This window comes from Methanomassiliicoccales archaeon (assembly GCA_013415865.1).
Taxonomy (GTDB): domain Archaea; phylum Thermoplasmatota; class Thermoplasmata; order Methanomassiliicoccales; family UBA472; genus MVRC01.
Window position 1 is genome coordinate 1,093,274 of sequence record CP058896.1, and the last position, 24,894, is coordinate 1,118,167.

A 24,894-nucleotide genomic window follows, 5' to 3' on the forward strand; every position below is an offset into this window, starting at 1 on the left:
GATCAAGCGGACCTGATGACGTTCATCTCCCTCTCGATGATGGACCGCTCCTGATTGTTCAGGCTCGCCGGGTCCACCGACATCAAGAACATCGCCTTCTTTTCCGACATCTTGTCAACAAGGCTCCTTATGAACCGGACCGCCCCTTCGAAATTATTGCTGCTGACAAGGTACTGAAGGTCATCGATGAGGACAACGCACCTATCGTTCTTTGATAAGAACTCCTCCACAACCACCATGATCTTTTCGAGGGATGGAGAGATCGTCTCTTCGCTCTTGGTCTCGTGGTCCGTCAACCAGTATATCTGAGCCTCACCCTTTCCTATCCGGGACCGCAGACCTCGAGGGTTGGCCCGTGTGATACCCAGACCGGTCATGCCATCTTCCACCAGGTAGGCGAATATCCCATGGGAGTAGTCCCTGCTCGCCTCTTCCACCAGGTAGCTCTCCCCCTCCGTCAGCTCGACATCTATCCTCAGCTCTTTCTTGGGGGAGGCCTTTTCCTTGATGTTCCTCAGATGGAATTCCAATATCGCGGCCGCCATCTGGTCGGCATCATCGACCTGTGCCACGGGGGCTTTTTGCGCCTTCCCATCGACGACCTTATGATGAAGGATATTCTCAAGAGGTCGGTCGTAGTCCTTGCTCACGTCCCTGCCCTTCAGTACCTTCTCCAGCTCTTTTATCTCCCCGACCTTGTGCAGCTCGATCTCTGCGTTTGAGTAGAGGGAATCGCCGCAGACGAACTCCATGGCCCTCTCACCACGATAGATGATCTCCACAGACTCGTTGCCAGATGGTCTGAACGAGTATATAGCATATATCGGCCTGCCCGCTTCAAAGATGATGATGCCGCTGGAATCATGCCCTTCAAGCGCCAGGGACGACTGGAGATATCCTGTCAAAGGCATCTTCTTGACCTTTTCCATCACCATGCGGAAGGACTCCTGCCCGCCCTTCCTCACTTCTATCATCTCCCCCGGGGGGACCGATATCTCAGCTAGCGCACCGACCAACACGAAGTATGATTGGGCATCTGAGGATATTATCTTTTGTCTCTTATTGAAATGGTCCTAGAATGGCCTCGAGGACGAAAGGATTAAATCGGCGGAGCTGATGAAGGCAACCCTAGGCCACTGTAGCTCAGCGGCAGTCAATCCGAAGTTGACCGTTATAGAGCGACAGTTTCGTAAACTGTAGGCCGGGGGTTCGATCCCCTCCAGTGGCTCCATTTTTTCCTCGTCTTCAGGCGTCAGCGCATTGGATGCCACAGGGCAAGTGAATTTTGTGGGACCGACCATCTTGACGATCATTGCCTTAAGAGAGCATCGAAAGGGCCCATACTAAACGCTCTCTTGTCCTTGTGGTCCGTTCATCTTGGACCACGTCTCCCCCGGGGCCGAGCTGCAAATGGTGAAAGGTGCGAGGGCACCACGATCGTCAGTGATGAGATCACAGGGCCGAGGACATCCATAGGCCTCTCAGGACCATCATCTCTTCTTTAGATGCTCTTTCACGATCTTGATCGCGCATACATCGCCGCACATCGAGCAGCCCTGAGCGTCGCCCTGATGCCCTCTGGCCCGATATCTGCGCGCCTTCTCAGGGTCCAATGCCTCCCGGAACATGCCCTCCCAATCGAGATCCTTCCTTGCCCGGGCCATCCGGTCGTCGCGGTCCCTACCCCTCCCCAGCGCGACGTCGGCGGCATGTGCCGCGATGCGCGAGGCCATCAGACCCTCCAACATGTCCTTTTCATCTGGCAGGCACAGGTGCTCAGCGGGGGTCACATAACAAAGGAAGTCGGCCCCATACAGCGCCGCCATCGCGCCACCGATCGCCCCGACTATGTGGTCATAACCTGGAGCTATGTCGGTCACCAAGGGCCCGAGCACATAGAACGGCGCGCCATCGCATATGGTCTTCTCGATCCTCATGTTCGCCTCGATCTGGTCCATAGGCACGTGTCCTGGCCCCTCGACCATCGTCTGCACATTCTTCCTCCTCGCCCGCTTCACACACTCCCCGAGGGTTATAAGTTCCTGTATCTGGGCCCTGTCAGAGGCATCATGGATGCACCCTGGCCTCAGACCATCACCTAGGCTGAGCGTGATATCATACCTCTCTGCCATCTCCAGAAGGTAATCATAGTTGGCATAGAGCGGGTTCTCTTTCTCGTTGTGTATGATCCAGGCGACCAGGAAAGAACCCCCTCTTGAAACGACATCGGTGATCCTGTCAGAGGACCGGAGCCGTTCGACGCTCTCCTTGGTGATGCCGCAATGAACGGTCATGAAGTCCACGCCGTCCTTGGCGTGCCTTTCTATCCCGTTGAAGATATCGTCCTCGGTCATGTCGACCACGGCGCTCTCCCTGGCGGCCTTGAGCCCAGCTTGATAGACCGGCACGCTTCCAAGGGGGAGCTTGACCTCCTTGATCATGCGTCTGCGTATCGCATCGATGTCCCCGCCCGTGCTCAGGTCCATTATCGCGTCCGCACCATGCTCTGCCGCGAGATGGGCCTTCCTTATCTCCTGTTCGACATCAACCAGGTCTTTTGAGGTACCGATGTTCACATTCACCTTGACCCTCAGTCCTTCCCCTATGCCACGGAGCTCGATGTCGTGGAGGGGATTGTTCGGGATGACGACGCGACCACCGGCCACCCGCCTCCTGAGGACCTCAGGGTCAACGCCCTCCATCTGAGCGACCGTTCTGATCTCTTCCGTGACAGAGCCCTTGGCCCTTCGCATGAGCGTCATCGTCCTCACCTAATCGATGAACCGTTATATCCTTTTTCGAAACACTTCGGCTTTGGACGAAATTGCCAGCCCGTCCCTGTGAGCAAAGGCCGTTAACATGCTTCCCTCAAGGCCTAAAAATCGACCTCAAATTGCCCCGTCCTTTTTATATACCCAGTGTAGTGAAAGGCTATTAATAGTTTGAAGCCATATGGAAGTGTAGCGTTAAAAGGGATGGGAATAGAGGGATCCCTCGAGAAGGGCCGGTCTAGGAAAGTGCTCGGGACAATCGAAGTAAGTGTCATGAAAGAGTTGAGAATATGGAAGATTCCAGTTATACGGCCGAAAGTATCCAGGTGTTAGAAGGGCTGCAGGCCGTCAGGAAAAGGCCAGGAATGTATATCGGCAGCACCGACGAGCGCGGTCTGCATCACCTGGTCTACGAGATCGTCGACAACAGCATCGACGAGGTCATGGGAGGTTATTGCACCAGGATCGATGTCACGATAAATGCGGACGGGAGCGCGACCGTCACGGACGATGGCAGGGGCATCCCTGTCGGCATAATCCCGAAATACAACAAGCCCGCAGTGGAGATGGTCCTGACCACCCTGCATGCAGGCGGGAAGTTCGATAAAAAGAGCTACAAGGTCTCGGGAGGCCTGCACGGGGTAGGGATGTCCGTCGTCAACTCACTGTCAGAGTGGCTTGAGGTCAGGGTCAGGAGGGAGGGAAAGGAATGGATGATGCGGTGCGAGCGTGGGGTCGTCACGGTCCCCGTCCACGAGACAGGCGATGCAATGGGCTCCGGCACGAGCATCACCTTCATGCCAGATCCTGAGATATTCCCGAAAAGGGACTTTGACGATGACACCTTGATAGCAAGGCTCCGGGACCTTGCGTTCCTCAACAGGACCGTGGCGATCTATTTCAAGGACGAGCGCAACGGAAGAGAAGAGAAGTTCCATTATGAGGGAGGCATCATAGAGTTCGTCCAGAGCATCAATAGGAACAAGGTCGTGATGTTCGAGAGGCCGATCTACCTGTTCGGGGAGAGGGAGAACGTGATCGTCGAGGCCTCCATGCAGTACACCGATGCGTACTCGGAGAGCGTCTACTCGTTCGTGAACAACATAAACACGGTCGAAGGCGGAACGCACATAGCAGGGTTCAGGTCTGCCCTGACAAGGACGATGAACAATTATGCTCTGGAGAACAAGTTCATCAAGGAAGGGGAGGAGGGCCTCACAGGCGAAGACGTGAGGGAAGGCCTGACCGCCATCCTGAGCATAAAGATACCTGAACCCCAGTTCGAGGGCCAGACAAAGACGAAGCTTGGCAATTCCGAGGTGAAGGGGATAGTCGACTCGATCGTGTCGGAAAAGCTGGCGACCTTCCTCGAGGAGAACCCCAAGGTGGCCGAGGCCTGTATAAAGAGGGCCCTGCTGGCGGCACAGGCCCGCGAGGCGGCGAAAAAGGCGAGGGACCTGACCAGGAGGAAGGGGTTCCTCGAGAGCGCCTCATTGCCTGGAAAGCTGGCGGACTGTTCCGAGAGGGACCCGGCGAAGAGCGAGATATACATCGTTGAGGGGGACAGCGCAGGAGGCTCGGCGAAGCAAGGAAGGAACCGGGAGTTCCAGGCCATATTGCCCCTCAGGGGAAAGATCTTAAATGTCGAGAAGTCGAGGATGGACAAGATATTGAAGAATCAGGAGATCAGGAACCTCATAACGGCGTTGGGGACCGGGGTGGGACAGGACTTCGACATAACCAAGCTGCGATATCACAGGGTAATAATCATGACGGATGCGGATGTCGACGGCGCGCACATCAGGACACTTCTCCTGACGCTCTTTTTCAGGTACATGAGGCCCCTGATCGAAGGAGGGCACGTGTACGCGGCACAGCCTCCCCTTTACAAGGTGGCGAAGGGGCAGAAGGAGGTATATGTCTATGACGACAAAGAGCTCCAGGAGGCCCAGGAGGAGATCGGCCGGGGAGCGACCATCCAGAGGTATAAGGGTCTGGGGGAGATGAACCCCCATCAGCTCTGGGAGACGACGATGAACCCCGAGACGAGGGTGATGAAGCTCGTGACCATCGAGGACGCCATCAAAGCGGACGAGCTGTTCACGGTCCTGATGGGCGACGCCGTGGAGCCAAGGAAGGAGTTCATAATGGCCCATGCAAGGGAAGTGGAGAACCTGGACGTCTGAGGTGAGATGAGTGGCCGACGAGAACGAGAACAATGGGCAAGATATCCGACCAACGGTCCAGGAGGAGGTCCCGAAGAACCTGATCAAGCGCCCTATAGAGGCTGAGATGAAGAAGTGCTACATCGATTATGCGATGAGCGTCATAGTGGGCCGGGCATTGCCGGACGTGAGGGATGGGCTGAAACCGGTCCACAGGCGCATCCTGTACGCGATGTACGACATGGGCATCGCCTCTAACAAGCCGCATAAGAAGAGCGCAAGGGTGGTCGGTGACACCCTCGGCCGTTATCACCCTCATGGCGACACCGCGGTCTACGATTCATTGGTCCGTATGGCCCAACCATTCTCCCTCAGGTACATGTTGATAGATGGTCAGGGGAACTTCGGGTCGGTCGACGGCGATTCCGCGGCCGCGATGCGATACACTGAATGTCGTCTCAGCAAGATAGCCGAGGAGATGCTGCTTGACATCGACAAGGAGACGGTCAACTTCGTGGACAACTTCGATGGGAGCCTCAAGGAACCAGAGGTCCTTCCCGCGAAGCTACCGAATCTGATACTCAACGGAGCGTCGGGAATAGCGGTCGGGATGGCCACCAACATGCCTCCCCACAACCTCAAGGAGACCGTGGATGCCATAGTGCATCTCATAGATCACCCCGATGCCGAGGTGATCGACCTCATGCAGTTCATAAAGGGACCTGACTTCCCCACGGGGGGAATTTTGTATGGTGTAGGTGGCATCCTTGAGGCCTACCAGACAGGAAGGGGCAAGCTCCGGGTCCGTGCAAGGACGGAGATCGAGGAGCACGAGGGCAGGACAAGGATCATCGTCAGAGAGATACCTTATCAGGTGAACAAGTCCAAGCTGATAGAGTCGATAGCTGACCTGGTGAAGGACAAGAAGGTCGAGGGCATCACGGACCTGCGCGACGAGAGCGACAGGCAGGGGATGCGCATCGTCATCGAGCTGAGGAAGGACATTCAGCCGGACATAGTGCTGAACCACCTGTTCAAGCAGACCCAGCTCGAGTCGGGATTTGGTGTGATAAACCTAGCGCTGGTGAACAATGAGCCCAAGGTCCTGACCCTCAAGGAGCTGCTCCAGAATTACATCGCTCATCGGCACGACGTCGTGGTGAAAAGGACCAGGTATGAGCTGGCACAGGCAAGGAAGCGCGAACATATACTCATAGCGCTGATCATGGCCGTGGACGCGATAGACGAGACCCTTGCGATCATCAGGGGTTCCGGGACCCCCGAGGAGGCAAGGAACGGCCTCATGACGAGGTTCGGGATCGATGAAGAACAGGCGAAGGCCATACTGGACATGCGCCTGCAGAAGCTGACGGGCCTGGAGATCGAAGAGCTGAGGAACGAGTTCGCCGACCTCGAGAGGACCATCGCCGACCTGTTGGACATATTGGCGAACGAGAGCAGGGTCTACGGCATCATCAAGACAGAGCTGCAAAAGCTGAAGGAGGAGTTCGGGGACGAGCGGAGGACCGAGATAGTGGCAGACGCCAGGGACCTGGAGGACGAGGACCTCATCCCGAACGAGGACATGGTCGTCATGGTGACCCAGGATGGTTATATCAAGCGCGTCCCGCTCGACACCTACAAGCAGCAGAGGCGTGGCGGCATAGGCCTCATGGGAATGGAGACCAAGGAAGAGGATTTCGTCACTGACATGTTCGTCACGCTCACCCACAATTTCCTTTTGTTCTTCACGAACAAGGGACGCGTGTACAGCCTCAAGGCCTACAAGCTCCCGGTCGGATCGCGCCAATCGAAAGGCAAGGCGATCATCAATCTCCTGCCCAAGCTCGAGGACGGCGAGAAGGTCATGGTGACCATGCCCGTGGAGAAAATATCTGCTGTAGAGCGGTACCTGGTCTTCGCGACGAAGAACGGCATCATAAAGAAGACGCCATTGGAAGCCTACTCGAACATACGCTCGTCGGGCATAATAGCGATAAGCCTTGAGCAGGGCGATGAGCTTGTGGACGTGAAGATCACCGACGGGACGAAGGAGATAATCCTCGCGACGAAAGAAGGCCAGGCCGCAAGGTTCGAGGAGACGCAGGTGCGTCCGATGGGCCGACCGGCGCATGGCGTCATCGGCATAAGGATGGATGATGGCGACGAGGTCGTCTCCATGGCGGTGGTCACCCCAAGGTCGATGCTCCTCACGGTCACGGAGAACGGTTATGGGAAGATAACCCCGGTGGGAAAATGGGAACCTACGGACGAGCACGACGTCTATCGTAAGACCAACAGGGGCGGAAAAGGGGTCATCACAATCAAGACCGATGAAAGGAACGGAAAGGTCGTCAGCGTCATGGAGGTCGAGGATGAGGACCAGCTGGTCGTCGCCTCCAAGTCAGGCAATGTACAGAGGATCATCGCCTCTGAGATCCGGAAGACGGGCCGTGTGGCAATGGGTGTCCGTATCATGAGGTTGAAGGAGGAGGGCGACAAGGTCATCGCCGTTGCCCGTCTGGCGGGCCGAAAGGAGGAACAGAAGGTCGTTGAGACCGAATCGAAGGGAGACCGCCTGCTCCCTGATATCCCAGAGGAGCCTGGGGGAAGATCCGATACGGGGGAGGATGATTGAGATGCGGGCACCGGCATCATCTTATGAAACCGACCGCGAAAGTTTTATCATAGGACCAGACCATAGAACGCAGAACATGACTGGCGGTGCTTGAAAGTGTTCAGGAACTCGATCCCCGGTTTGGACAAGATATTCCGCACGGACATCGAGGCGCCGAAGGTCGTCCTTATCACCGGGCCTCCGGGGTCCATGAAGACGAGCTTCTGCTACTCGCTCATGCTCAACTATCTCGAGAAGAATGACGAGTTCGGTCTGTATGTGACCTTGGAGGAATCAGCAGAAAGCCATATGCGCAACATGCGGTCGCTCAAGCTGGACATGACGAACAATATGGAGATATCCGATTTCTCGGACCTGAGGGACCTTGACGAGATCGTCGATATCGATGACCCCACAAATTATGTCGAGTTCATAATCCAGATGATACACTATTACAAGAAGAAGCACGGGGACAGGTTCACGGTCTTCACAATGGACTCTCTCGGCGCTCTTTATTCTCTGATGGAGGACACCAAGGGCATGCGCAAAAGGATGTATCATTTCTTCAAGACCTTGAGGGATTATAACCTGATATCTTTCATAGTGATGGAGAGGACGCCGGGCGCGCCCTCGGAGATGATGGGGAACGAGGGTTTTCTCGTCGATGGAATAATAGAGCTGGGCCTTGATAGGTCACGAGGAAAGCTTGTGCGCTTCGTCCGCGTCGAGAAGATGAGGGCGTGCGATCACAGCATGGAGAGCCATACGATGGAGGTCGGAGAAAAGGGGATCACGGTCCTGGGCCCGACATTGGCCTGAGACCATCAATAGCTATCTGAAAAAGGTGAAAGCATGGTGGACGAGCAGGTGCCAATCTGGGACGTCATCGAGGAGTTCAAGAACAAGATCAAGGTCCAGGAGATAGACCTGAAGAAGAGAAGAGAGGAGCTTGACAAGCGCGAGGCCAAGGTCCGAGAGGATGAGAGGGAGATGGCCGAGCTCAGGGCGGACCTGGATAAAAGAGCGGCATCCGTGTCCGCGAGAGAGACGTCCATAGGGGCACGCGAGGCAGATGTGGCGAAGAAAGAGGCCAAGCTTAGGACCCTCGAGGCCGAACTGGCCGCCATCGAGAAGCATCTTACCGCTGAAAGGGCAGTGATGCAAAGAAGGCTGGCAGAGATGACGGAACGGGAGGCCGAACTGCTCAGGATGTCAGAGGTCTGTTCCGAGGGCGAGGTCAGGGCGAAGGAGGCCCTGGCGCATTTGTTGGCCGCGGAAGAAAGGATGCTTGCTGAGGAGGCAACGCTCAAGAAGTTGCTCGAGGAGGCTTCTGGCAGAAGGGAGGAGATCCTTGCCAGGGCAAAGGTCCTAGAAGAGCAGAGCGCATCGGTAGCGGCCAGCAGGCGCCTGATGATCGAACAGCAGAAGAGATTGGTGGAGCTCGAGCGCACGTTGAACGAGAGGGAGAAGGACCTGAACGAAAGGGCGCTCTTCCTCGAATCGAGGATAAGGAACATCCCAGCCCAGGCCGAGGACGTCATCCCAAGCATCGGACCGGTGCCTGAGGAGGGCAACGCCGCGGCCCTGGAGGCTAAAGTGGACGAGGTCCCGGAGATGAAGAGCGTACCGGCACCGATAGAGCCAGAAGTGCATGCCGAGCCAGCATCCATACCACATGAGATAAGCTGCCCCAAGTGCAGAACGATGATCGAGGCAACGGCAGAGAACTGTTGGGCATGTGGAGCGAACGTCAAACAGGCATATGAGGAACTCAATCGACCGGTCCAGGTCCAGGAGCCCCCTGTCCAACCGGCGCCGAAAGAAGAGACCAAGACCCCTGTTGGAGATGGAGGACGCGATGAGCAGAAGGTCGCCCCCGCCCATGAAGAGGAGGCAAAGAGGCCGGTCTCGATAAGAAAGATAATAAAAAGGAAATGAGGCCCGACCTTTTTTTTCAAAAATATTTTTATATTATTCGCGGTAGCCCGTGATGGCCAATTTTTATAATCTATGTATTTTAATATTATTTCAGGCCATATGTATTTATAATCCGTGAAGTTTATTTTATCCGATTAAACGAAGTCATCGGGTGGGCTTATGAAAATGGGGGATAAACTAACAAAGTTCGCTAGTGCGATGATCGTATGGTGCATGGTGTCGACCTCGTTGTTAGGTCTTTTGCTGGTCGCGGCACCGATCGTCGCGGAGGGAGCCGGCGTTTCTAACGCCGATGTAACGATAGGCGCAGACAACCCTCTTGTGATCATGGGCGGCATATATGTCCTTGGTCACAATCTGACCGTAGGGTCTGGGGGGACCGCCTACTTCGAGAACTGCAGGATCAATGTGACACAGAACTACGACCCCGCTCACCCGTTCGACCCGGCCGATTTGATGTATTGGATCAAAGTGCAGGATGGCGGTCAGCTAATCTTGAAGAATGTCACGGTGACGAACCAGCTCGTAACTCAAAACATGCCCGCCCCAGGTCTCGGCATCATCGTCAGGAATGATGGCTACATGCTCGTTCAGAATTCTACGTTGGCATTCCCAGGGCACTTCGTCGTGGACAACGCCCATCTGATCATGTGGGACTCCGTCGTCAAAGGTATCGACGCCCAGACTATAGCAGAAGAATGCGACTTGAGTTATTTCGTACCCGATTACTTTGATGATGCCCCTGTGATGCTCTTCATATCGAGCGACGTCCAGCTTTATAACACAAAGCTTTTGGGCACATTTAAGAACTCGATTTGGACCAACACCCCTGATCTCTTAAGCTTCAGCTACCCATTTGCAACAGACGATTCTAGCAGGAAGACCGTCACCTACTCGTTTGAGAGGAACGTCCTACCATCTGTCACCGGAACGGCCGTCGGCGAGAACGCTGTTAATCTGACAATGGAGGATGGACTATTCTACTCTGTAGAGGCTGGAGAACAGCTCACCTCACAAGGATTTGACATCGCAGGCCTATCGTTCTCCTCCGCCGATGTTGGGTTCATCACCCTCAATATACAATACTCGGCACCATATCCATTTGCCGACGCAACCCCAGATGCTTTCAGTTATACCATCCCCTTCGGAAGCCCCGTGGCCACTGGCATAACCGTGACCCCGACCTGGGGGCCTGACCCATCTGATGATATGGAGATCGTGAAGTCAGCCTCACTCCCATCAATGTCATCACAGGACCTGGCCAACCTATTGATATCATATACGAATGGCGGATCAAATGTGGTCAAGATAAATAGGATATGGGTAGATGTTGGCTTGGAGTATCAGTCTTACAGGAACATAACTCTGGCAGGCAACACAAATTTCCTGGCGGTCAACTCGGTGTTGGATATAAACAATTATAACTACACCGATGAATACAATTATACGTGGAACAAACTGGTTATAGCGGACCAGGCCACGGCGTACCTTTATGGCGTGAATGTCACCGACACAAAAGGAACTCCATCGCCAGATGGAATATCGCCGATAATCTGCGATAGCAAAAATGTAATTATCCTACCCGAAGAAAAGAGTATACTTGACAACACTGGCCAATCTATAACTTCTTTGTTCATGAATGATGATAATTATTATTCTATACAAAATGGACAAACATTCAACATTAATAAATTTACAACAAACGGTCTTTCTGGAGGGTTGTTAAGTGCGAGGCTATATGTCAGATATATTGCAAATGTGGGATATACAACTTCAAATTATTTGACATGGGGAATAGGAGAGAGCTCTGTAAAAAAGAATGCTATATTGTTCTCATACCAAACTGGAGAAACTCAGGTTTCCTATGATTTGTTTACAAATGGAGTTACAACAATAGAGGACATTCAAAGTCTCAACATATCATTTGAAAATGTGGGTGGAGAAACAATCGGCATCGATCAGCTTTGGTTAGAAATTGAACTCGATCCCAATGTTTACATATATAGGTGGGCCAATTTCAATGTAACCGACGAACAAGCATTACCTGTCGATGGGGCCAAGATCAGTTTGGTTGACCAGAGGGGTAATCCATTGGTCTATATCAGCCCCTCTGGTACGAGCTCCACCCCTCCAATAGAGGTATTGAATTATTTGGGGAGAACAGCCTCAGACTTCAATATAACAGATCCATTTGGCCATGCGTCTGTACCAGTACTCACCGAGATCGTGAACAGCTGGTCATTACCTAGGTCCATGGACCTATATGGTGTAAGGTCTCCGATGAGGTATGATGCCACGGTCACATATGTAAATGCAACATCTGTATTGTTCGATGAGTCTGTAGCAGTCTCATTCGAACAGTTCCCAGAGATGAGCATTGTAGGTCTCGACCTGGATGTTAAAATGGAAGGTCTTTATGTCGACAAGCCAGACTTATTGCCGATCAACCCAGGTCACAGTCCTGAACCCATGTATAAAAATATGACCGGTTCGACCGTCAATGTGACAGTCTGGAATAAAGGAATTACAGCTGCGCAATTTATAACGGTACAAGTCTTAGACATCTATAAAGCCAAGACCATCATCGTGGCAAATGTGACTGTAAATTCTCTATTGCCAGGAGAGTGGGCGGTCATAACGGTGCCATGGGTTAACAACACAGATGGCCTTCACGAGATCAAATTCATTGTGGACCCCAAGAACACCATTCTCGAAGAGGATGAGAGCAATAACGCCATCTCTCATTATGTGAATGTTCTGCCTCTATTGCCAGATCTCTCGGTCTCAAATAGCGATATCAACTTCAGCATGACCCCTGCGATGACCGGCATCCCATTGACGATAACAGCCACCATCTATAACACATATGGAAGGGCAGATGCAGTGAACGCCACGGTCAGCTTCTATCTCGGTCAACCGACTTCAGGTGGAATATTGATCGGGACGGATCGTGTGACGGTCAGTGCAGGTGGGCAGGTCAATGCCACCTTGGTCTGGAACCCCAGTGTCGTTGGTAAGTTCACGATATATGTGGTGGTCAGCGGCGTTTTGGAATACTCATATGCGAATAACCAGGCATACGCCAACCTTGCAATCTTCGTGTCGCAGAGCGGCCAATTGGAAGTGAACGACACTGTCGGAACGATGTACATCAACGAATATAGGAATCAACAGCAAAATGTCATTATCCGAGAGAATGGAACATTGGTCTTGAACGCAACATTGTTCATGAAGCAGAGCAATGCTAACCAATACTGGATCGTCGTTCAGGATAATGGTAGGCTGGTTCTCAATGGAGGAGGTCTGATATCATCAGATCAAGCGCTGACCGTCTATCTTGCAAACAATGCGAACCTTACTATAACGAACGCAAACCCGCAATCGAATAGTAAGGTGACCATCATCGCCGATGACACCTCGTCTATATACATAGCGAACTCTGGAATCGGTTATGATTTCATCGCGCCAAGCACCTCCCAGGCGGTATTTGTCGCATATGACTCACTGTTCCTGAGGAAGTGGACATACTTTGGAGGTCAAGCCATAGCAGATCTGACGAGCGTTGCGATTCCGAAGCTGGACCCGAGCGAGAATGCTATCATCAACCATTACCGTTGGATAACGGTCACCACATACGATGGAAGTGGCACAGTAAAATTGTCCGGAGTATATGTCGAGTTAAAGAGCTGGAACACCGCAATACCGATCTACTATGCCTCTGGAGTGAGCGACTCCAATGCGGAGGTCAAGTTCAAGGCGATCTGTGATGTAATTGTCGCGGGGCCATCCGTTCAAGATTATGGCAACTACAAAATTAATGGAACATATTGGGTTGATGGTAACAGGATCGATTCCTTGGCTGATCAAGAGGTCAGTCTATTGTATTACACAGAGCCATTATCGATCGCCAACAGCGTTGAAAAGCTGATAATACCCGTCCTGTTATCCGATGTATCGATAGTGGCCAGCGATATTGTGGTATCTCCCACAAATCCTGTGACGAACACAACAGCGACTTTATCGGCCACAATAAAGAATTTAGGCAGCCAGGCAGCTAATGGAGTTAACATTACGTTCTATCTTAATACAACTGGAACAAGAACGTATTTAGTTAGCCGCATAGTGACGAGCATACCGAGTGGGCAGTCCTATACGGTCAACGTCCCATGGATGCCAAAAAAGCCTGGCAATGAGACAATCCTCGTAACACTAGACGAAGGACAGGTCTTGAATGAGAGTACCAGGGGCAATAATCAGGCAAGCATCAATGTGAAGGTCTTGGACATTCCACACATATATGTTTCCCAAATATCCTTCAACATTGGTTCAGGAACTATGCCCATCTCCCAGGCCATCGTGGGTCAGCAGGTGAAGATAAATGCGAAACTTGTAAATGACGGAGAATCGTCTGCAACAGACTTTACTGTAAGCTTCTGGCTCAATCAACCGGTAACTGGAACCTTGATAAGCACGGTGCCTGTATCGAACATCGCCGCGGGCTCGGAGTACACGGCATCTACGTTCTGGGAGGCAACATCCATCTCTGGTGGAGGTGCCTACCAGAACAGGCAGATATTTGTTACCGTGGATAAGATGGAATATACTAAGGTCACTGACGTCCCTCAATCTCAGATCATCCAGATCATAGATGATCGTCCTGACCTTATAATTGAAGACGATGTCGTCGTGACCAAGGGAGCTACGATAGCATCGGGAGCGAGCCTAGGTGAGAGGATAAAGGTATGGTTCAATGTAACAAATGTCGGCATGTCCACTGCTGAAGACGCGGTCATATTGGTCAACATGACCTCTGGGACAACCAACGTGGTCTTAGCAACATTTGTGATCACATTAGACCCGAGCGAGACACGACAGTATAATGTAAGTTGGCTCGTCAGCGGTATTGCCCTTGGCACGTATGATCTGAACATATGGGCCAATCCGAACCAGACCTTTAAAGAGGCCTCTCAGACGAATAATCATTACATCACAGAATTCGACGTGGTCGTCTTAGAGGACCCTGTGATCGAGATCGTCCTGCAGACAGGTGGAAAGACAACCTTCGAGCCTGGTGATAAGATCACAGTGAGCGGGACGATCAAGAGCAAGGATGGCATACCCATCGTTGGTCAGCCGGTAAAGGTCAGCCTGAGAGACAGTAAAGGATTCCAGATCGGCACCGCTCAAACAAGGACGACCGACGAGACCGGTTGGTTCATAACTACGATCAACGTATCTCCTGACTATTCTGGAAAGGAGGCCTACGTCACCGTAACGATAAATGATGGCGTACAGGACGTTTCTGGTTCGGTGAAGATCAACATATCGACAGAAGAAGGTCTACCGATCCCACTCTGGCTAATACTGTTGATCATAGTTGTGATAGTATTGGTCGTAGCGTTCTTCTCTTGGTACCTGTACCGTTACAGCCTAGGAAAGATGGTTGAGTGCGGCGAATGCGGTGCATTGATCCCGGAGAGCTCTAAACGTTGCCCGAAGTGCGGAACGGTCTTCGAGACCGGAACGGCAAAATGCTCGGAGTGTGGTGCATGGATACCGGCCAATGCAACAGAGTGCCCGGAATGCCACGCCAAGTTCCTAACGATAGCGGTCGAGCCAGAGAAAGGGGACGCATACACCAAGGCAATGAAGGAACAGTATGACCAGTATGTGAACGGTTACCGCCAGCAGGCGATGGCAGCCCTTGGTTCAAAATACTCCGAGGAGAAATTCCAAGAGTGGTTGAAGACCGAACCAGGATTCCTAACCTACGACCAATGGGTGAAGAAGACCGAGGAGGACCGGAAGTCAGGCGTCTTCCCCTGCCCCAACTGTGGTACCCCGAACCCCCGCGGAAGCACCATATGTCACAAGTGCGGCACGGTGTTCGCGACCGTCCAAAAGGAGCAGCCACCAGAGGAGAAACCGAGGACCTTCCGGAAGATCGTCAAACGCGATAAGGAAAAGAAGCCTCCTGAGGGTCAGTAGGCATAAACCCTTTTTCTTTTCTCCCTTTTTGATCCTGTATGATAAGATCATTAGAGATGAAGATGACAATGGTTCATCCTGGTGACATTATTGAAAAATAATTGAAGAAAATCGTTTAAAGGTCAGAGCTGAAGGGTCTTTTCCCTTACCTCTTTCATCACTCTTTCGGGGTTGCGATAATAGGCCGATATGACCTTTGCGACCTGTTTGTAATTGTTCACCCCTAGCTTCCTCATATACTCCAATATCTCAACGCGCCTTTGGAGCTCTCTCTCCATCTCTCTCGGGGACCACGACTTGATGGCCCTCACCTTCTCAAAGATGTAGCTATGACCGCTATAATTGAAAGAGTCGTCGGCCGGATTCCAGGTGAACACCGAGTTTGTGATCAGCTCACCTGTCTCAGGGTCCATCCCTACGATCTCAGTGATCGATTTCACACGTCTGGTCATCTTCGTGCCGACCTTGACCTGTGCCTGTAGGAGGACGATGTCGAGAGCTGTTATCAGGGCCCTTGGCAGATTGATCGGGTCGTTCTCCATACGATGGACCATCGCCTGAACGTCCTCGGCGTGGAATGTTGAGTATGATGTCTTTCCTGTGGCCATGGCCTGGAATACGACATAGGCCTCCTTGCCCCTCACCTCACCGACCATCAGGTAGTCAGGCCTCTGTCTCAAGGCAGCGGTCAACAGATCGAACATGTCGACCTGTCCGACCGAACCTGATTTCTTTCCTCCGAACCCTTCCCTTGTAAGACCTGGTATCCAGTTCTCATGAGGAAGGTTCAGTTCCCTCGTATCCTCTATGGAGATGATCTTCTTCTGCGGGGGTATGAACAGAAGTACCGCATTGAGCGTCGTTGTCTTGCCTGAAGCGGTACCCCCGCAGACAAGCATCGACGAGCCGAACTCGGTGGCGATCCAGAGATATGCCATCATCTCTGTGCTCATTGTCTTGAACTTGATCAGGTCCAACGGAGTGAAAGGGTTCTCCTTGAACCGTCTTATTGTGAAGGAGGAACCTCTTTTGGTCACATGTTTGCCCAAGCTGGCATTTAAACGCGAGCCATCTGGGATCGTCGCATCTAGCAAGGGGTCGGCCACAGAGATATGCTTCCCACAGCGCTGGGCCATCCAGACCACGAAAGCATCGAGCTCCCTGTCCGTATAGAACTTTACATTGGACTTTATAGAACCGTATTTCCTATGGAAGATGTATAAGGGGATGTTCACCCCATCGCAAGATACGTCCTCAACATTCGGGTCTATCATCATCACATCTATGACGCCGTACCCAACGAAATCTCGCTTGAGATAGTACAATATGCGCTCCTTGGAGACCGGGTTGAGCGTGACATTAAATGTCTTGAGGAGCTCCTCCATGCCTTTCTTCACCAAGAGGCCCCTTTCCTCAGGCCTCTTCTCATCTGTGAGGTTAAGGGTGATCGTCAAGGACTCCTTCAATATATCCAGGAGGTCTTTCTCATCAGGCGTCAGCTGAGGCTCTATGACCTCATAGATATACTCTGATGAGGTGTTGTCGAACTTGATCCTTACGAAGGCCGCCGGTTTTACAATTGTGTTGACCTCGACCTCATCAACATTTGGCTCAGTTATTTTCGGGATCTCCGTGATCGTGGATTTTGAAGGGTCGGTCAGGCTGTCCTCGCTGATCATGACCTTCATAGGTTTTGACCTTAGGCGGTAGAGAAGATTGATATAAGACTCCTTTAGACCGGACCTGGGATTCTCTTCTTTCGGCCCCATCAGCTCTTCCGGCGTTATCTCCTTTTCAGCTTCCATCTCTTCACCTCAGATCAATGTACCTATAAGTCCGATCAGCAACATGATGAACGAATGTCTAAGACCGTTCGCTATCACCCCATCCTGCAAGACCCCGGCCAGTATACCATCCCCGAACGCATGGATGGCCACAGAGATGATGAATATCAGCTGCACCTGTGGGATGACATCGGTCTGAATGCTGTTCGGCAGACTGGTGATGCCCGCCTGCTCGGCCCCCTCCGCCACATCCCTGCCCGCGGTCTCCATGTTCGGAAGGAAGGTGGTGTTCAGGATGAATATCGTTGCAAGGAACACCCCGAAAGCGACGTAGATCACCACAGTATAAGTGGACATTGTCAGGCGGCGGTCATTGGCGTTGATAATATTCTCCCTGGCGTCATGAGCGACCATGTTGAGGACATCTGAAACGCTTCCACCGGCGTCGTTCGCCTTAATGATGATGGACACCATCCTCTTTGTCAGGGGGGTGTTGACCCTCTCAGAGAACAATCTTAAGGCCTCCGAGGCCGGGACACCCCAATCGATCTGCGCGGCCATCCTCTGGATCTCTGGGGTGAGACTACCATATATCCCCCGGGAGGAGACCTTGATGGCCTGCGCCAGCGTCATTCCGAATCGTCCGCCCTCCGCTACATCTCTGAGGAAATCGGGGAGCCTGTTCTCGATGTCCCTTATCTTCTTTATCTTCCAACCAGCATAGAACCCATACGGGCCTGAGAAGATCATGAGCCCGATCATTACGAGATGGATCCACTTTATCCTTTCCCCTAGGTCTATCCTCTCGAACGCCAGCAATGCTGCGAGGACGCAGAAGGCGGCAAGACCTATCCCACCAATGATGAGGAGCGTCTTTGAGATGTCCTTCTGCTTAATAAAAAGCTGTTCGACATCCACGACCTCTTGTTTATCTTTCTTTTTTGCCATCATCTCACCTCACATGGTGGACTCCTTGGTGGTGTTCCAGATGAAGAAAATAAAACCGAACTGAGAGAACGGTATCATCAGTCCCACGACCATATAGAGCAGCAGGACGGTGCTGTCCGCACTGCTCCCCGAGTTCCCAGGGACAATGGCCATGATCGCCATTATGACCACCAAGAACAGAGGGAACGCGACGACCACGGTCACAAAGGTCTCAGCCATAAGACCTAACGTCTCAAGCTGTTTCCTCATGTCGAGCTTTGCCTCCTTCTCGAACTGCTCTGCCTTCTGCAGGAAGTATGGCTTCAGCTGCCCTCCAGAGGTCGCCGTGGTGACGACACCCTGTAAGAACTCTTGGAACTTTGAAGATGGGGTACGCTGGGCGGCCTTGCTTATCGCCGTCAGGATATCCACTCCCAGCAGCTCCGTGTCCCTGGTGATCCATTCCGCCTCGGTCTTTATCTCGCCATAGATCGGCTGTCGAGCCAGCTCCTTGAAAATCACGTCGATGTTGACATCCGCAGAGGCCATCGCCGAGATGAAGCTCATGGCGGCACCGATCCTCTTGTCAATATCCCGTTTCCGGGTCTTTGCTTTGGATCCTGGCAAAGACATCATGACCGCCCAGGTGAGCAATGGAGGCAGCACTATGACCATCAATGTGAATATCAAGACAAGACCGCCGGCCACATTCAAGAGAGCAATCAAGGCGGCCCCGAACAACAATCCTGCAGTGATGGAGACTATCGCCACGAGGACCGTCGTCATGTAAACATATGCCAGGAACTCCTCTACCCTCAACCTCATATGCGCCTGTTGGAGCGAAAGCTCCAACTTGGCATTGGGCCGCATCGTACGTGTGACGAGGGGCCCCAAGACCTTCCAGCAGAGCTTTTGATAAGGAGAGAGCTTTACATAATCTGGTATGGCGCCCTTCGGCAGCTTTACCATTCTTGGCCCGGTCTCGTCTATCTTCGAGCGGATGTCCTTGGTACGGAGGTATTGTTTCTTTGATGATTCCAGGCGCGTGAATATATCTGATGATGCCTCAGGACACATCTCTCTCAACCCCCTGCTCTCTTTGCTGCTTCCATCTCTTCCATCTCCTTTCTGATGCGCAGAAGCGTCTTCTGAGGCTCCTTGTAATATGCCTGGGTGACGGCCCAGATCTTGCGATGGTCCGTCATGTTCTTCGCGACCATGTAATTGATGATCTCTATGCGGCGATGGAACTCCTCCATCATCTCCTCCTGGGTCAGCGACTTCATCTCCATTATCTTGTCAAAGAGGAAACTATGGCCCTTATAGATGAAACGGTCTGTGGCCTGGTCCCATTCGTAGACGGTGTTCGTGATGAGCTCGTTCGTCTCAGGCTCGAAACCTACTATCTCGATGACCTGCTTCATCCTCCTGACGTAGTCCGAGCCGACCCTCACCTGTGCCTGGATCAGCACATTCCTAAGGGCGGTTAGCAGTATCCTCGGACAGTTGATCGGAGGGTTCTCGAGACGGTTAACCATCGACTTGACCGAGTCGGCATGCATCGTCGAATAGGTGGAGTGCCCCGTCGCCATCGCTTGGAACATGATGTACGTCTCCTTACCCCTGACCTCCCCCACGATGATGTAGTTCGGTCTCTGCCTCAAAGATGCCCTGACCAGGTCATACATGTCGATCTCGCCGGCGGCCTTACCATCAGGCCCCTTCTCTCCGACCCCCGTCCTGGTGGTCCCTGGTATCCAGTTCTCATGTGGCAGGTTGATCTCCCTTGTGTCCTCAATGCTGACGATCTTGGCCCCTGGCGGGATGAAAAGAGTGATGGAGTTCAATGCGGAGGTCTTACCAGATGCCGTCCCCCCGCACAATATCATCGACTCGCCGTTCTCGACCCCCAGCCAAAGATAGGCCATCATCTCAGGGTTGACGGTCTTGTATTTCAGAAGGTCTACCGGGGTGAAAGGGCGGTCCTTGAAACGCCTTATCGTGAAGGTCGAACCTCTTGTGGACACCTCCCTGGAATAGGTCGCGTTGACACGGTGACCTTCTGCGGTGGTACCATCAAGGATAGGGCTGGAGACGGAGATCTGTTTGCCCCCCCTTTGTGCTAGGGCCACGACGAATGAGTTCAGATCGTCCTCGTTAGTGAAGACCAGGTTCGTCTTTATGCTCTCGAACTTCCTATGGGAGACGAATATAGGTATCCCTACACCATCGCAGGAGATGTCCTCAATGTCATCATCCTTCATCATTACATCGATGACCGAGTGTCCAACAAAATCTCTGATGATGTAGTATTCTATCCTTTTCTTCGACAGATCAGAGACCCTCACGCCTCTGGACTCAAGGTAGCTATCGATCGCGTGACCGAGATATTCCTTCTTGTCCATGACGGTCAGCTTCTCCCATTCATACCCAAGGGTCTTCTGCAAGGTGTCCTTTATCAGGCCCAGAAGCCCCATCTCCCTTATGTCGAGCCGAGGTTCGATGACCTCATAGAGGTGCTCGCTCGTATCGTTGTTGTAAGTGATCCTGACATAACTATAATCCGGTAGGACCGGATAGAACTCCTCCACCTCCATGGCCGGGCTGGCCAAAGGTGGTATCTCCGTTATCTTGGAACCCAATTTCTGTTCTACCTTCTCCTCCCCGAGGTTTACTTCGGTCTGGGCTTCGGACAAGCCTGCCGGCACCATGACCTTCCTGGCCTTCTTTCGCCCCAACAGACCCCGGCCTCTTTTTTCTTTAGATCCTTCATCGCCGCCTCGGCCACCCTTGTCTACTTCACTAGCTTCCATCTTCACAACCTTTGTACAGTCTCTTCACTTGGTGACCTCATAGTTCACGAAAGAATGGTAGTAAGCCACATTACTGATCCCAACGTTTTTGATGGTCAATGATACTGTGTATATCCCTGTCGTCGGGTTCTTATTCAATTCAACCTTCCAAAACAGCTTCGTAGGGTCCAAATTTCCCGGGGCCTGGTTTTGATAATAATAATGGTCTGGATTGATCGTCACTTTTCTATTGGCCTCTGAACCCAGTAACGGCATCCCCGCTATGCCCGTAAGGGTCTCTACCAGATAATTATAGTAAGCCTCCCCATATTTGGTCGTGAAATCGAATACTATGTTGGAATCAACGTCTGGCCTATAGTTTGACTCCATCACAGTGACCACTTCTAGATTGATCCCGATCGACCCCGTCCCTGAGTTCGATGACGCTTTCCCGATCAATGAGGTCTGATAGAAGACCGTGTTCAAAACCGGTCCACTTGGTGAATTGGAGTCGAGGAGGAATATTATGCCTGGCTTCGACCTTGCGATCTGACCATCATCCTGCTTTAGTATGATCGCTCCGTTCTCATAGGCTATCCATTGCTGGACATAATATCTATTGGGCGCATAGAACTCGATAGAGCCCCCCCCAGGCGAAGGGGACACAGAGACCCCGCCGACGGTAACTGTCAACCGGCTCATTGAGGTCGACCCACCAACCGGGGTGATAGTCAACAGACCTGCTGTCGGAGATGCAAATGCAGGGATGCCCTCTGATCCTAGGTCGATGCTTTGGTATACAGGAAGGGAAGGCTGTCCAGACAGACGAGTGTAGATCACCATGTTGTCAAGGCTTCCTTTCATATACCCAAACTCATTCATCACGGAATCCATATGGGTCCGTTCATGCTCTTTCAAGGTGACAGGCATCCATGTGTTTACGAACAGGGTCAATAGCGTCAGGAAGATCAGAAGCGCCATGATCGTACCGACGACCGAGGCTACACCCTCCTTGTCCTTCCTTATAAACCTGCTCTTACTGGGATAGGTGGACCTCAATCTATCCGAACCCCGACAGCGCATGCTCTATTCTCCAGACCGTTAAATAGAACTCGTGCGATATTTAAACATATCGAATTTAATCTTTTTATAATAAACAATAGAAAATAATATGCCCAGACGGTCATTGCAGCATCGTAGAGAATAGGAGTATTTATTGCAGAAATGAATAAAGAACGCGACGCCCCTTCTGTGAAAACGTTTATCAATGCGTGTACCTTTCACTCTCCCTACACGCCGCAGTAACTCAGCTGGGAGAGTGCAAGACTGAAGATCTTGAAGTCGCCGGTTCAAGTCCGGTCTGCGGCACCTTTTTGCCATTTTTCTACTCTGTTCACTTGTCTCCATAAATACCTGATAAGACATTAGGTGGAACAGAGGCGGGTTGGCATGCATATCAGATCCTTCGAGACGAACGGCATAGAGGCGAAACGCTTCTCAAAGACCGGAGAGCGAATGGCAAATATTCGCATCGACCAGAACAGCAGCATCATCCAGATAGTCAAATCTTCTAACGACATCGCCTCGATAGATTTCAGGTTCACCGCCAACTATGTAGGGCTCGGGTTCATAAAGATAGAAGGCCAGATGACCGTTCAGGGGGATGTGGACGTCATGATCTCGGAATGGAGCAAGGACGGAAATATGAACCCTGAGGATGCCAACATCGTCCATAACACCATCGTGAGCAACTGCCTTCCGACCGCCCTCCTCGTTGCCAGAGATGTGAAGCTGCCTCCACCTTTCCCATTACCGCGCATCAACATACAGAAAAAAGGAGAACCCCGCCCCTCCAGCAACGTCGAGGTCGCCTGATCAGCGTATGTGGTCGAGCGCAAAGGAGCCTATGTTGAGACTGTGCTTTGTCGCCGTGTAACGTATATAGGCCCTGGATTGGACATCCGCGATGCCCTGCACAGAGAAATAGGTCTTCATCTGCTCCACCTTGAAGTCGAACATGCCGTCCATGATCGACCCGAGCATCTGGATCTCCTGTTCACCGTGCATTCCTTTTTCGACAAGGTACATCGAGACAGCCTGGTCTCTTTTTCTCCTCCCGCACAACGGGCTCAGGAACTTGAACGCGGCCGAGGGGTCTGAATAGGCGATCAATGTGGAGACAGAACGGAAGGCCATCCGATAGTACTTGGCCCTCTCCTTGAACTCCTTGCATACCACCTCCACCATCTCAGATATCTTGTCGTGGTCGGTCGGCTCCTCCACATATATCGTATATGGGTCCTGGGTCTCGTCGCCCATGCTCCTCGAGTAACAATCAATGTACTTCACGAGCCCCCTGGCCTCATACTCCTCGTAACCTGAGATGACATATCTCATCTCATCACGGATGTCCTTGGGGGTCTTGTCCGTGATGACCCAAAGGACCGGGACCCCCTTCTTCAGCCCGTCTGCCATGAAGACGTTCACCATCGTCTCTTTTCCTTGGAACGGCGGACCGTGGACCATGATGTTGGACCCTAAAGGAATACCTCCATACAACAGGTCATCCAGGCGGTTGTTCCCGGTCTTTGCCTTTGCCTGCTGGAGCTCCACCACCAGCTCCTTTTGTCTTGCCTTCAGGTCATCCTCGATTATACCTGCCTCGCGCTGCCTGATCTCTTCTGCCTTGGCCGCCAGCCATTTCTCTTTGTTCCGAAGCTCCTCCTCTTTCGCCTTGATCTCGTTGCCAAGGTCCTCAAGCTTCTTCTTGAGCTCCACCTGGCTTATGCCAAGCACCTCTTTCTTGGCCTCCTCGAGCTTCAATCTCTCGGCAGCGATGACCTTTTCTTTATATTGGATCTCCTCTTCGCGCCTGGCCATCTCCTCTTCTTTCTTGTTTATTGCCTCACGGAGACGGTTCACCTCCTCCTCCCTGACGATCATCTCGGCCTTAAGGTTCTCGAGCTGGACCTTCATGAGGAGGGACTCCTTCTCCTTTGATTGCAGCTCCATCAGTTTTTTATCTATCTCCGCCACCGCGTTGCCCGAGCTCAGATTGCCTAGCTTCAGCTGCTCCTCCTTGACCTTGAGGTCGACAAGGGCCTTGGCCAGGTCTTTTTCAAGGCGCTCGACGTTCGCCCTTAGTTCCTGCTCTCTCTGGCGCCACTTCTCCTCCTTCGTCTGCATTTCCCTCGTGTATCGCTCAAAGATCTCGCGCTCTATGTCCTTGGGGGCCTTGGCATCTCTCAACGGCCCGGTCATCTCGAGCTCAGCGGCCTTGGCCTTCAGCCTCGACTCAAGCTCCTTGAGCTCTATCTCCTTCATTATCAGAGCGCTCTTCTCATCAGGGACCTTTTCGAGCGACCTCTGGAAGTCCATTTTCATATTTTCGACGAGCCCCTCGAGCCGTTCGACCTCTGTCTTTAGCGCTGCATTTTCATCAATGACCTTTACGGCCCTTTCTAAAAGCTCTATGATGCTTGAAAAGCCCTGGTCCGTCTCTGGTTGATCTGGAGCGAGCCTCTTCCTCAATTTGGCAATATCGACCTTATATCGTTCTAGCTCTCCCTTGATACGGTCGGTCTCCTCGGATGGAGGGCATTCCATTGTTCTCCAGGCAGGGTCTTCCCTCAACCACTCGAGAAAGGTGATGTCCTTGCGGTCCAACCATTTCTTGAGGCCATCGATGATCTCCTCATCCTTGATGACCGGGGCATTGGCCTCGACTTCGTTCTCTGCATCCGAGGCCGTGACACAACCCCCCCTGGTTTCATTCTTCAATTTCTTTCCCTCAGCAGAACATGATCGGTCTCTTATAGTATCAACTGCACTATACATCTTTATCGGGCAACCAGCATAAATATGTATGTATGCTATGAACATGGGAGCGTCACGGCCATGGCGCTCCTTGGC

Annotated in this window: 14 protein-coding genes and 2 tRNA genes; 8 read left to right on the forward strand and 8 right to left on the reverse strand. The window is 52.3% G+C overall.

All coding sequences use genetic code 11. The features are described from left to right. Positions 1 to 2: 2 nt before the first annotated feature. A complete protein-coding gene (locus HPY73_05375; protein QLH74928.1) occupies positions 3 to 1,019 on the reverse strand; it encodes a DUF835 domain-containing protein in 1,017 nt (338 codons plus the stop codon). A gap of 113 nt (positions 1,020 to 1,132) precedes the next feature. Between HPY73_05375 and HPY73_05380 the strand changes: the two genes are divergently transcribed. Then, a tRNA-Thr gene (locus HPY73_05380) sits at positions 1,133 to 1,231 on the forward strand. 259 nt (positions 1,232 to 1,490) lie between these two features. Here HPY73_05380 and thiC read toward each other — a convergent pair. Next, on the reverse strand, positions 1,491 to 2,762 hold the full coding sequence (gene thiC / locus HPY73_05385) for a phosphomethylpyrimidine synthase ThiC (GenBank protein QLH74929.1): 1,272 nt from the start codon (positions 2,760 to 2,762) through the stop codon (positions 1,491 to 1,493). 299 nt (positions 2,763 to 3,061) lie between these two features. Here thiC and gyrB point away from each other — a divergent pair, with 299 nt between their 5' ends. The 5 genes from gyrB to HPY73_05410 all read left to right on the forward strand — a co-directional run bounded on the left by gyrB (position 3,062) and on the right by HPY73_05410 (position 15,479). Continuing rightward, the gene (gene gyrB, locus HPY73_05390; protein QLH74930.1) at positions 3,062 to 4,957 is read left to right on the forward strand and encodes a DNA topoisomerase (ATP-hydrolyzing) subunit B; all 1,896 of its coding nucleotides are present in this window, start codon (positions 3,062 to 3,064) and stop codon (positions 4,955 to 4,957) included. A gap of 106 nt (positions 4,958 to 5,063) precedes the next feature. Then, the gene (gyrA, locus tag HPY73_05395) at positions 5,064 to 7,574 is read left to right on the forward strand and encodes a DNA gyrase subunit A (GenBank protein QLH75685.1); all 2,511 of its coding nucleotides are present in this window, start codon (positions 5,064 to 5,066) and stop codon (positions 7,572 to 7,574) included. Positions 7,575 to 7,664: 90 nt separating this feature from the next. Next, the gene (locus HPY73_05400; protein ID QLH74931.1) at positions 7,665 to 8,372 is read left to right on the forward strand and encodes a signal transduction protein; all 708 of its coding nucleotides are present in this window, start codon (positions 7,665 to 7,667) and stop codon (positions 8,370 to 8,372) included. A gap of 33 nt (positions 8,373 to 8,405) precedes the next feature. Continuing rightward, positions 8,406 to 9,491, forward strand: coding sequence for a hypothetical protein (locus HPY73_05405; protein QLH74932.1), 1,086 nt, complete (start codon positions 8,406 to 8,408; stop codon positions 9,489 to 9,491). A 165-nt stretch (positions 9,492 to 9,656) separates the two neighbouring features. Then, entirely contained in the window at positions 9,657 to 15,479 is a 5,823-nt protein-coding gene (locus HPY73_05410) for a hypothetical protein (protein ID QLH74933.1), read from the forward strand. 122 nt (positions 15,480 to 15,601) lie between these two features. Here HPY73_05410 and HPY73_05415 read toward each other — a convergent pair whose 3' ends face one another. The 5 genes from HPY73_05415 to HPY73_05435 all read right to left on the reverse strand — a co-directional run bounded on the left by HPY73_05415 (position 15,602) and on the right by HPY73_05435 (position 22,065). Further along, positions 15,602 to 17,248 (reverse strand): type II/IV secretion system ATPase subunit, encoded by a 1,647-nt coding sequence (locus HPY73_05415; GenBank protein QLH75686.1) that lies wholly within the window; start codon positions 17,246 to 17,248, stop codon positions 15,602 to 15,604. Between the two features lie 45 nt (positions 17,249 to 17,293). Then, positions 17,294 to 18,214 (reverse strand): type II secretion system F family protein, encoded by a 921-nt coding sequence (locus tag HPY73_05420; GenBank protein QLH74934.1) that lies wholly within the window; start codon positions 18,212 to 18,214, stop codon positions 17,294 to 17,296. Positions 18,215 to 18,220: 6 nt separating this feature from the next. After that, positions 18,221 to 19,276: a type II secretion system F family protein gene (locus HPY73_05425; protein ID QLH74935.1), complete on the reverse strand. Its 1,056-nt coding sequence runs from the start codon at positions 19,274 to 19,276 to the stop codon at positions 18,221 to 18,223. Continuing rightward, positions 19,273 to 20,901: a type II/IV secretion system ATPase subunit gene (locus tag HPY73_05430; protein ID QLH75687.1), complete on the reverse strand. Its 1,629-nt coding sequence runs from the start codon at positions 20,899 to 20,901 to the stop codon at positions 19,273 to 19,275. Before HPY73_05430 ends, HPY73_05425 begins: the two co-directional genes overlap by 4 nt. Before the next feature lie 126 nt (positions 20,902 to 21,027). After that, the gene (locus tag HPY73_05435) at positions 21,028 to 22,065 is read right to left on the reverse strand and encodes a hypothetical protein (protein ID QLH74936.1); all 1,038 of its coding nucleotides are present in this window, start codon (positions 22,063 to 22,065) and stop codon (positions 21,028 to 21,030) included. Between the two features lie 212 nt (positions 22,066 to 22,277). On the opposite strand from HPY73_05435, the gene HPY73_05440 reads away from it, so the two are divergent. Next, positions 22,278 to 22,350 (forward strand) — tRNA-Phe (locus tag HPY73_05440). Between the two features lie 60 nt (positions 22,351 to 22,410). After that, on the forward strand, positions 22,411 to 22,857 hold the full coding sequence (locus HPY73_05445) for a hypothetical protein (GenBank protein ID QLH74937.1): 447 nt from the start codon (positions 22,411 to 22,413) through the stop codon (positions 22,855 to 22,857). Here HPY73_05445 and HPY73_05450 read toward each other — a convergent pair whose 3' ends face one another. Then, the gene (locus tag HPY73_05450; GenBank protein QLH74938.1) at positions 22,858 to 24,762 is read right to left on the reverse strand and encodes a recombinase RecA; all 1,905 of its coding nucleotides are present in this window, start codon (positions 24,760 to 24,762) and stop codon (positions 22,858 to 22,860) included. Positions 24,763 to 24,894 lie beyond the last annotated feature (132 nt).

What these genes read in the sequence shown, in the direction of transcription:
- HPY73_05430 (QLH75687.1), bottom strand. Translation starts at nt 20,901, where the DNA reads ATGGTGCCGGCAGGCTTGTCCGAAGCCCAGACCGAAGTAAACCTCGGG.
- HPY73_05420 (QLH74934.1), bottom strand. Translation starts at nt 18,214, where the DNA reads ATGATGGCAAAAAAGAAAGATAAACAAGAGGTCGTGGATGTCGAACAG.
- HPY73_05435 (QLH74936.1), bottom strand. Translation starts at nt 22,065, where the DNA reads ATGCGCTGTCGGGGTTCGGATAGATTGAGGTCCACCTATCCCAGTAAG.
- HPY73_05405 (QLH74932.1), top strand. Translation starts at nt 8,406, where the DNA reads ATGGTGGACGAGCAGGTGCCAATCTGGGACGTCATCGAGGAGTTCAAG.
- thiC (QLH74929.1), bottom strand. Translation starts at nt 2,762, where the DNA reads ATGACGCTCATGCGAAGGGCCAAGGGCTCTGTCACGGAAGAGATCAGA.
- gyrA (QLH75685.1), top strand. Translation starts at nt 5,064, where the DNA reads ATGAAGAAGTGCTACATCGATTATGCGATGAGCGTCATAGTGGGCCGG.
- gyrB (QLH74930.1), top strand. Translation starts at nt 3,062, where the DNA reads ATGGAAGATTCCAGTTATACGGCCGAAAGTATCCAGGTGTTAGAAGGG.
- HPY73_05415 (QLH75686.1), bottom strand. Translation starts at nt 17,248, where the DNA reads ATGGGGCCGAAAGAAGAGAATCCCAGGTCCGGTCTAAAGGAGTCTTAT.
- HPY73_05410 (QLH74933.1), top strand. Translation starts at nt 9,657, where the DNA reads ATGGGGGATAAACTAACAAAGTTCGCTAGTGCGATGATCGTATGGTGC.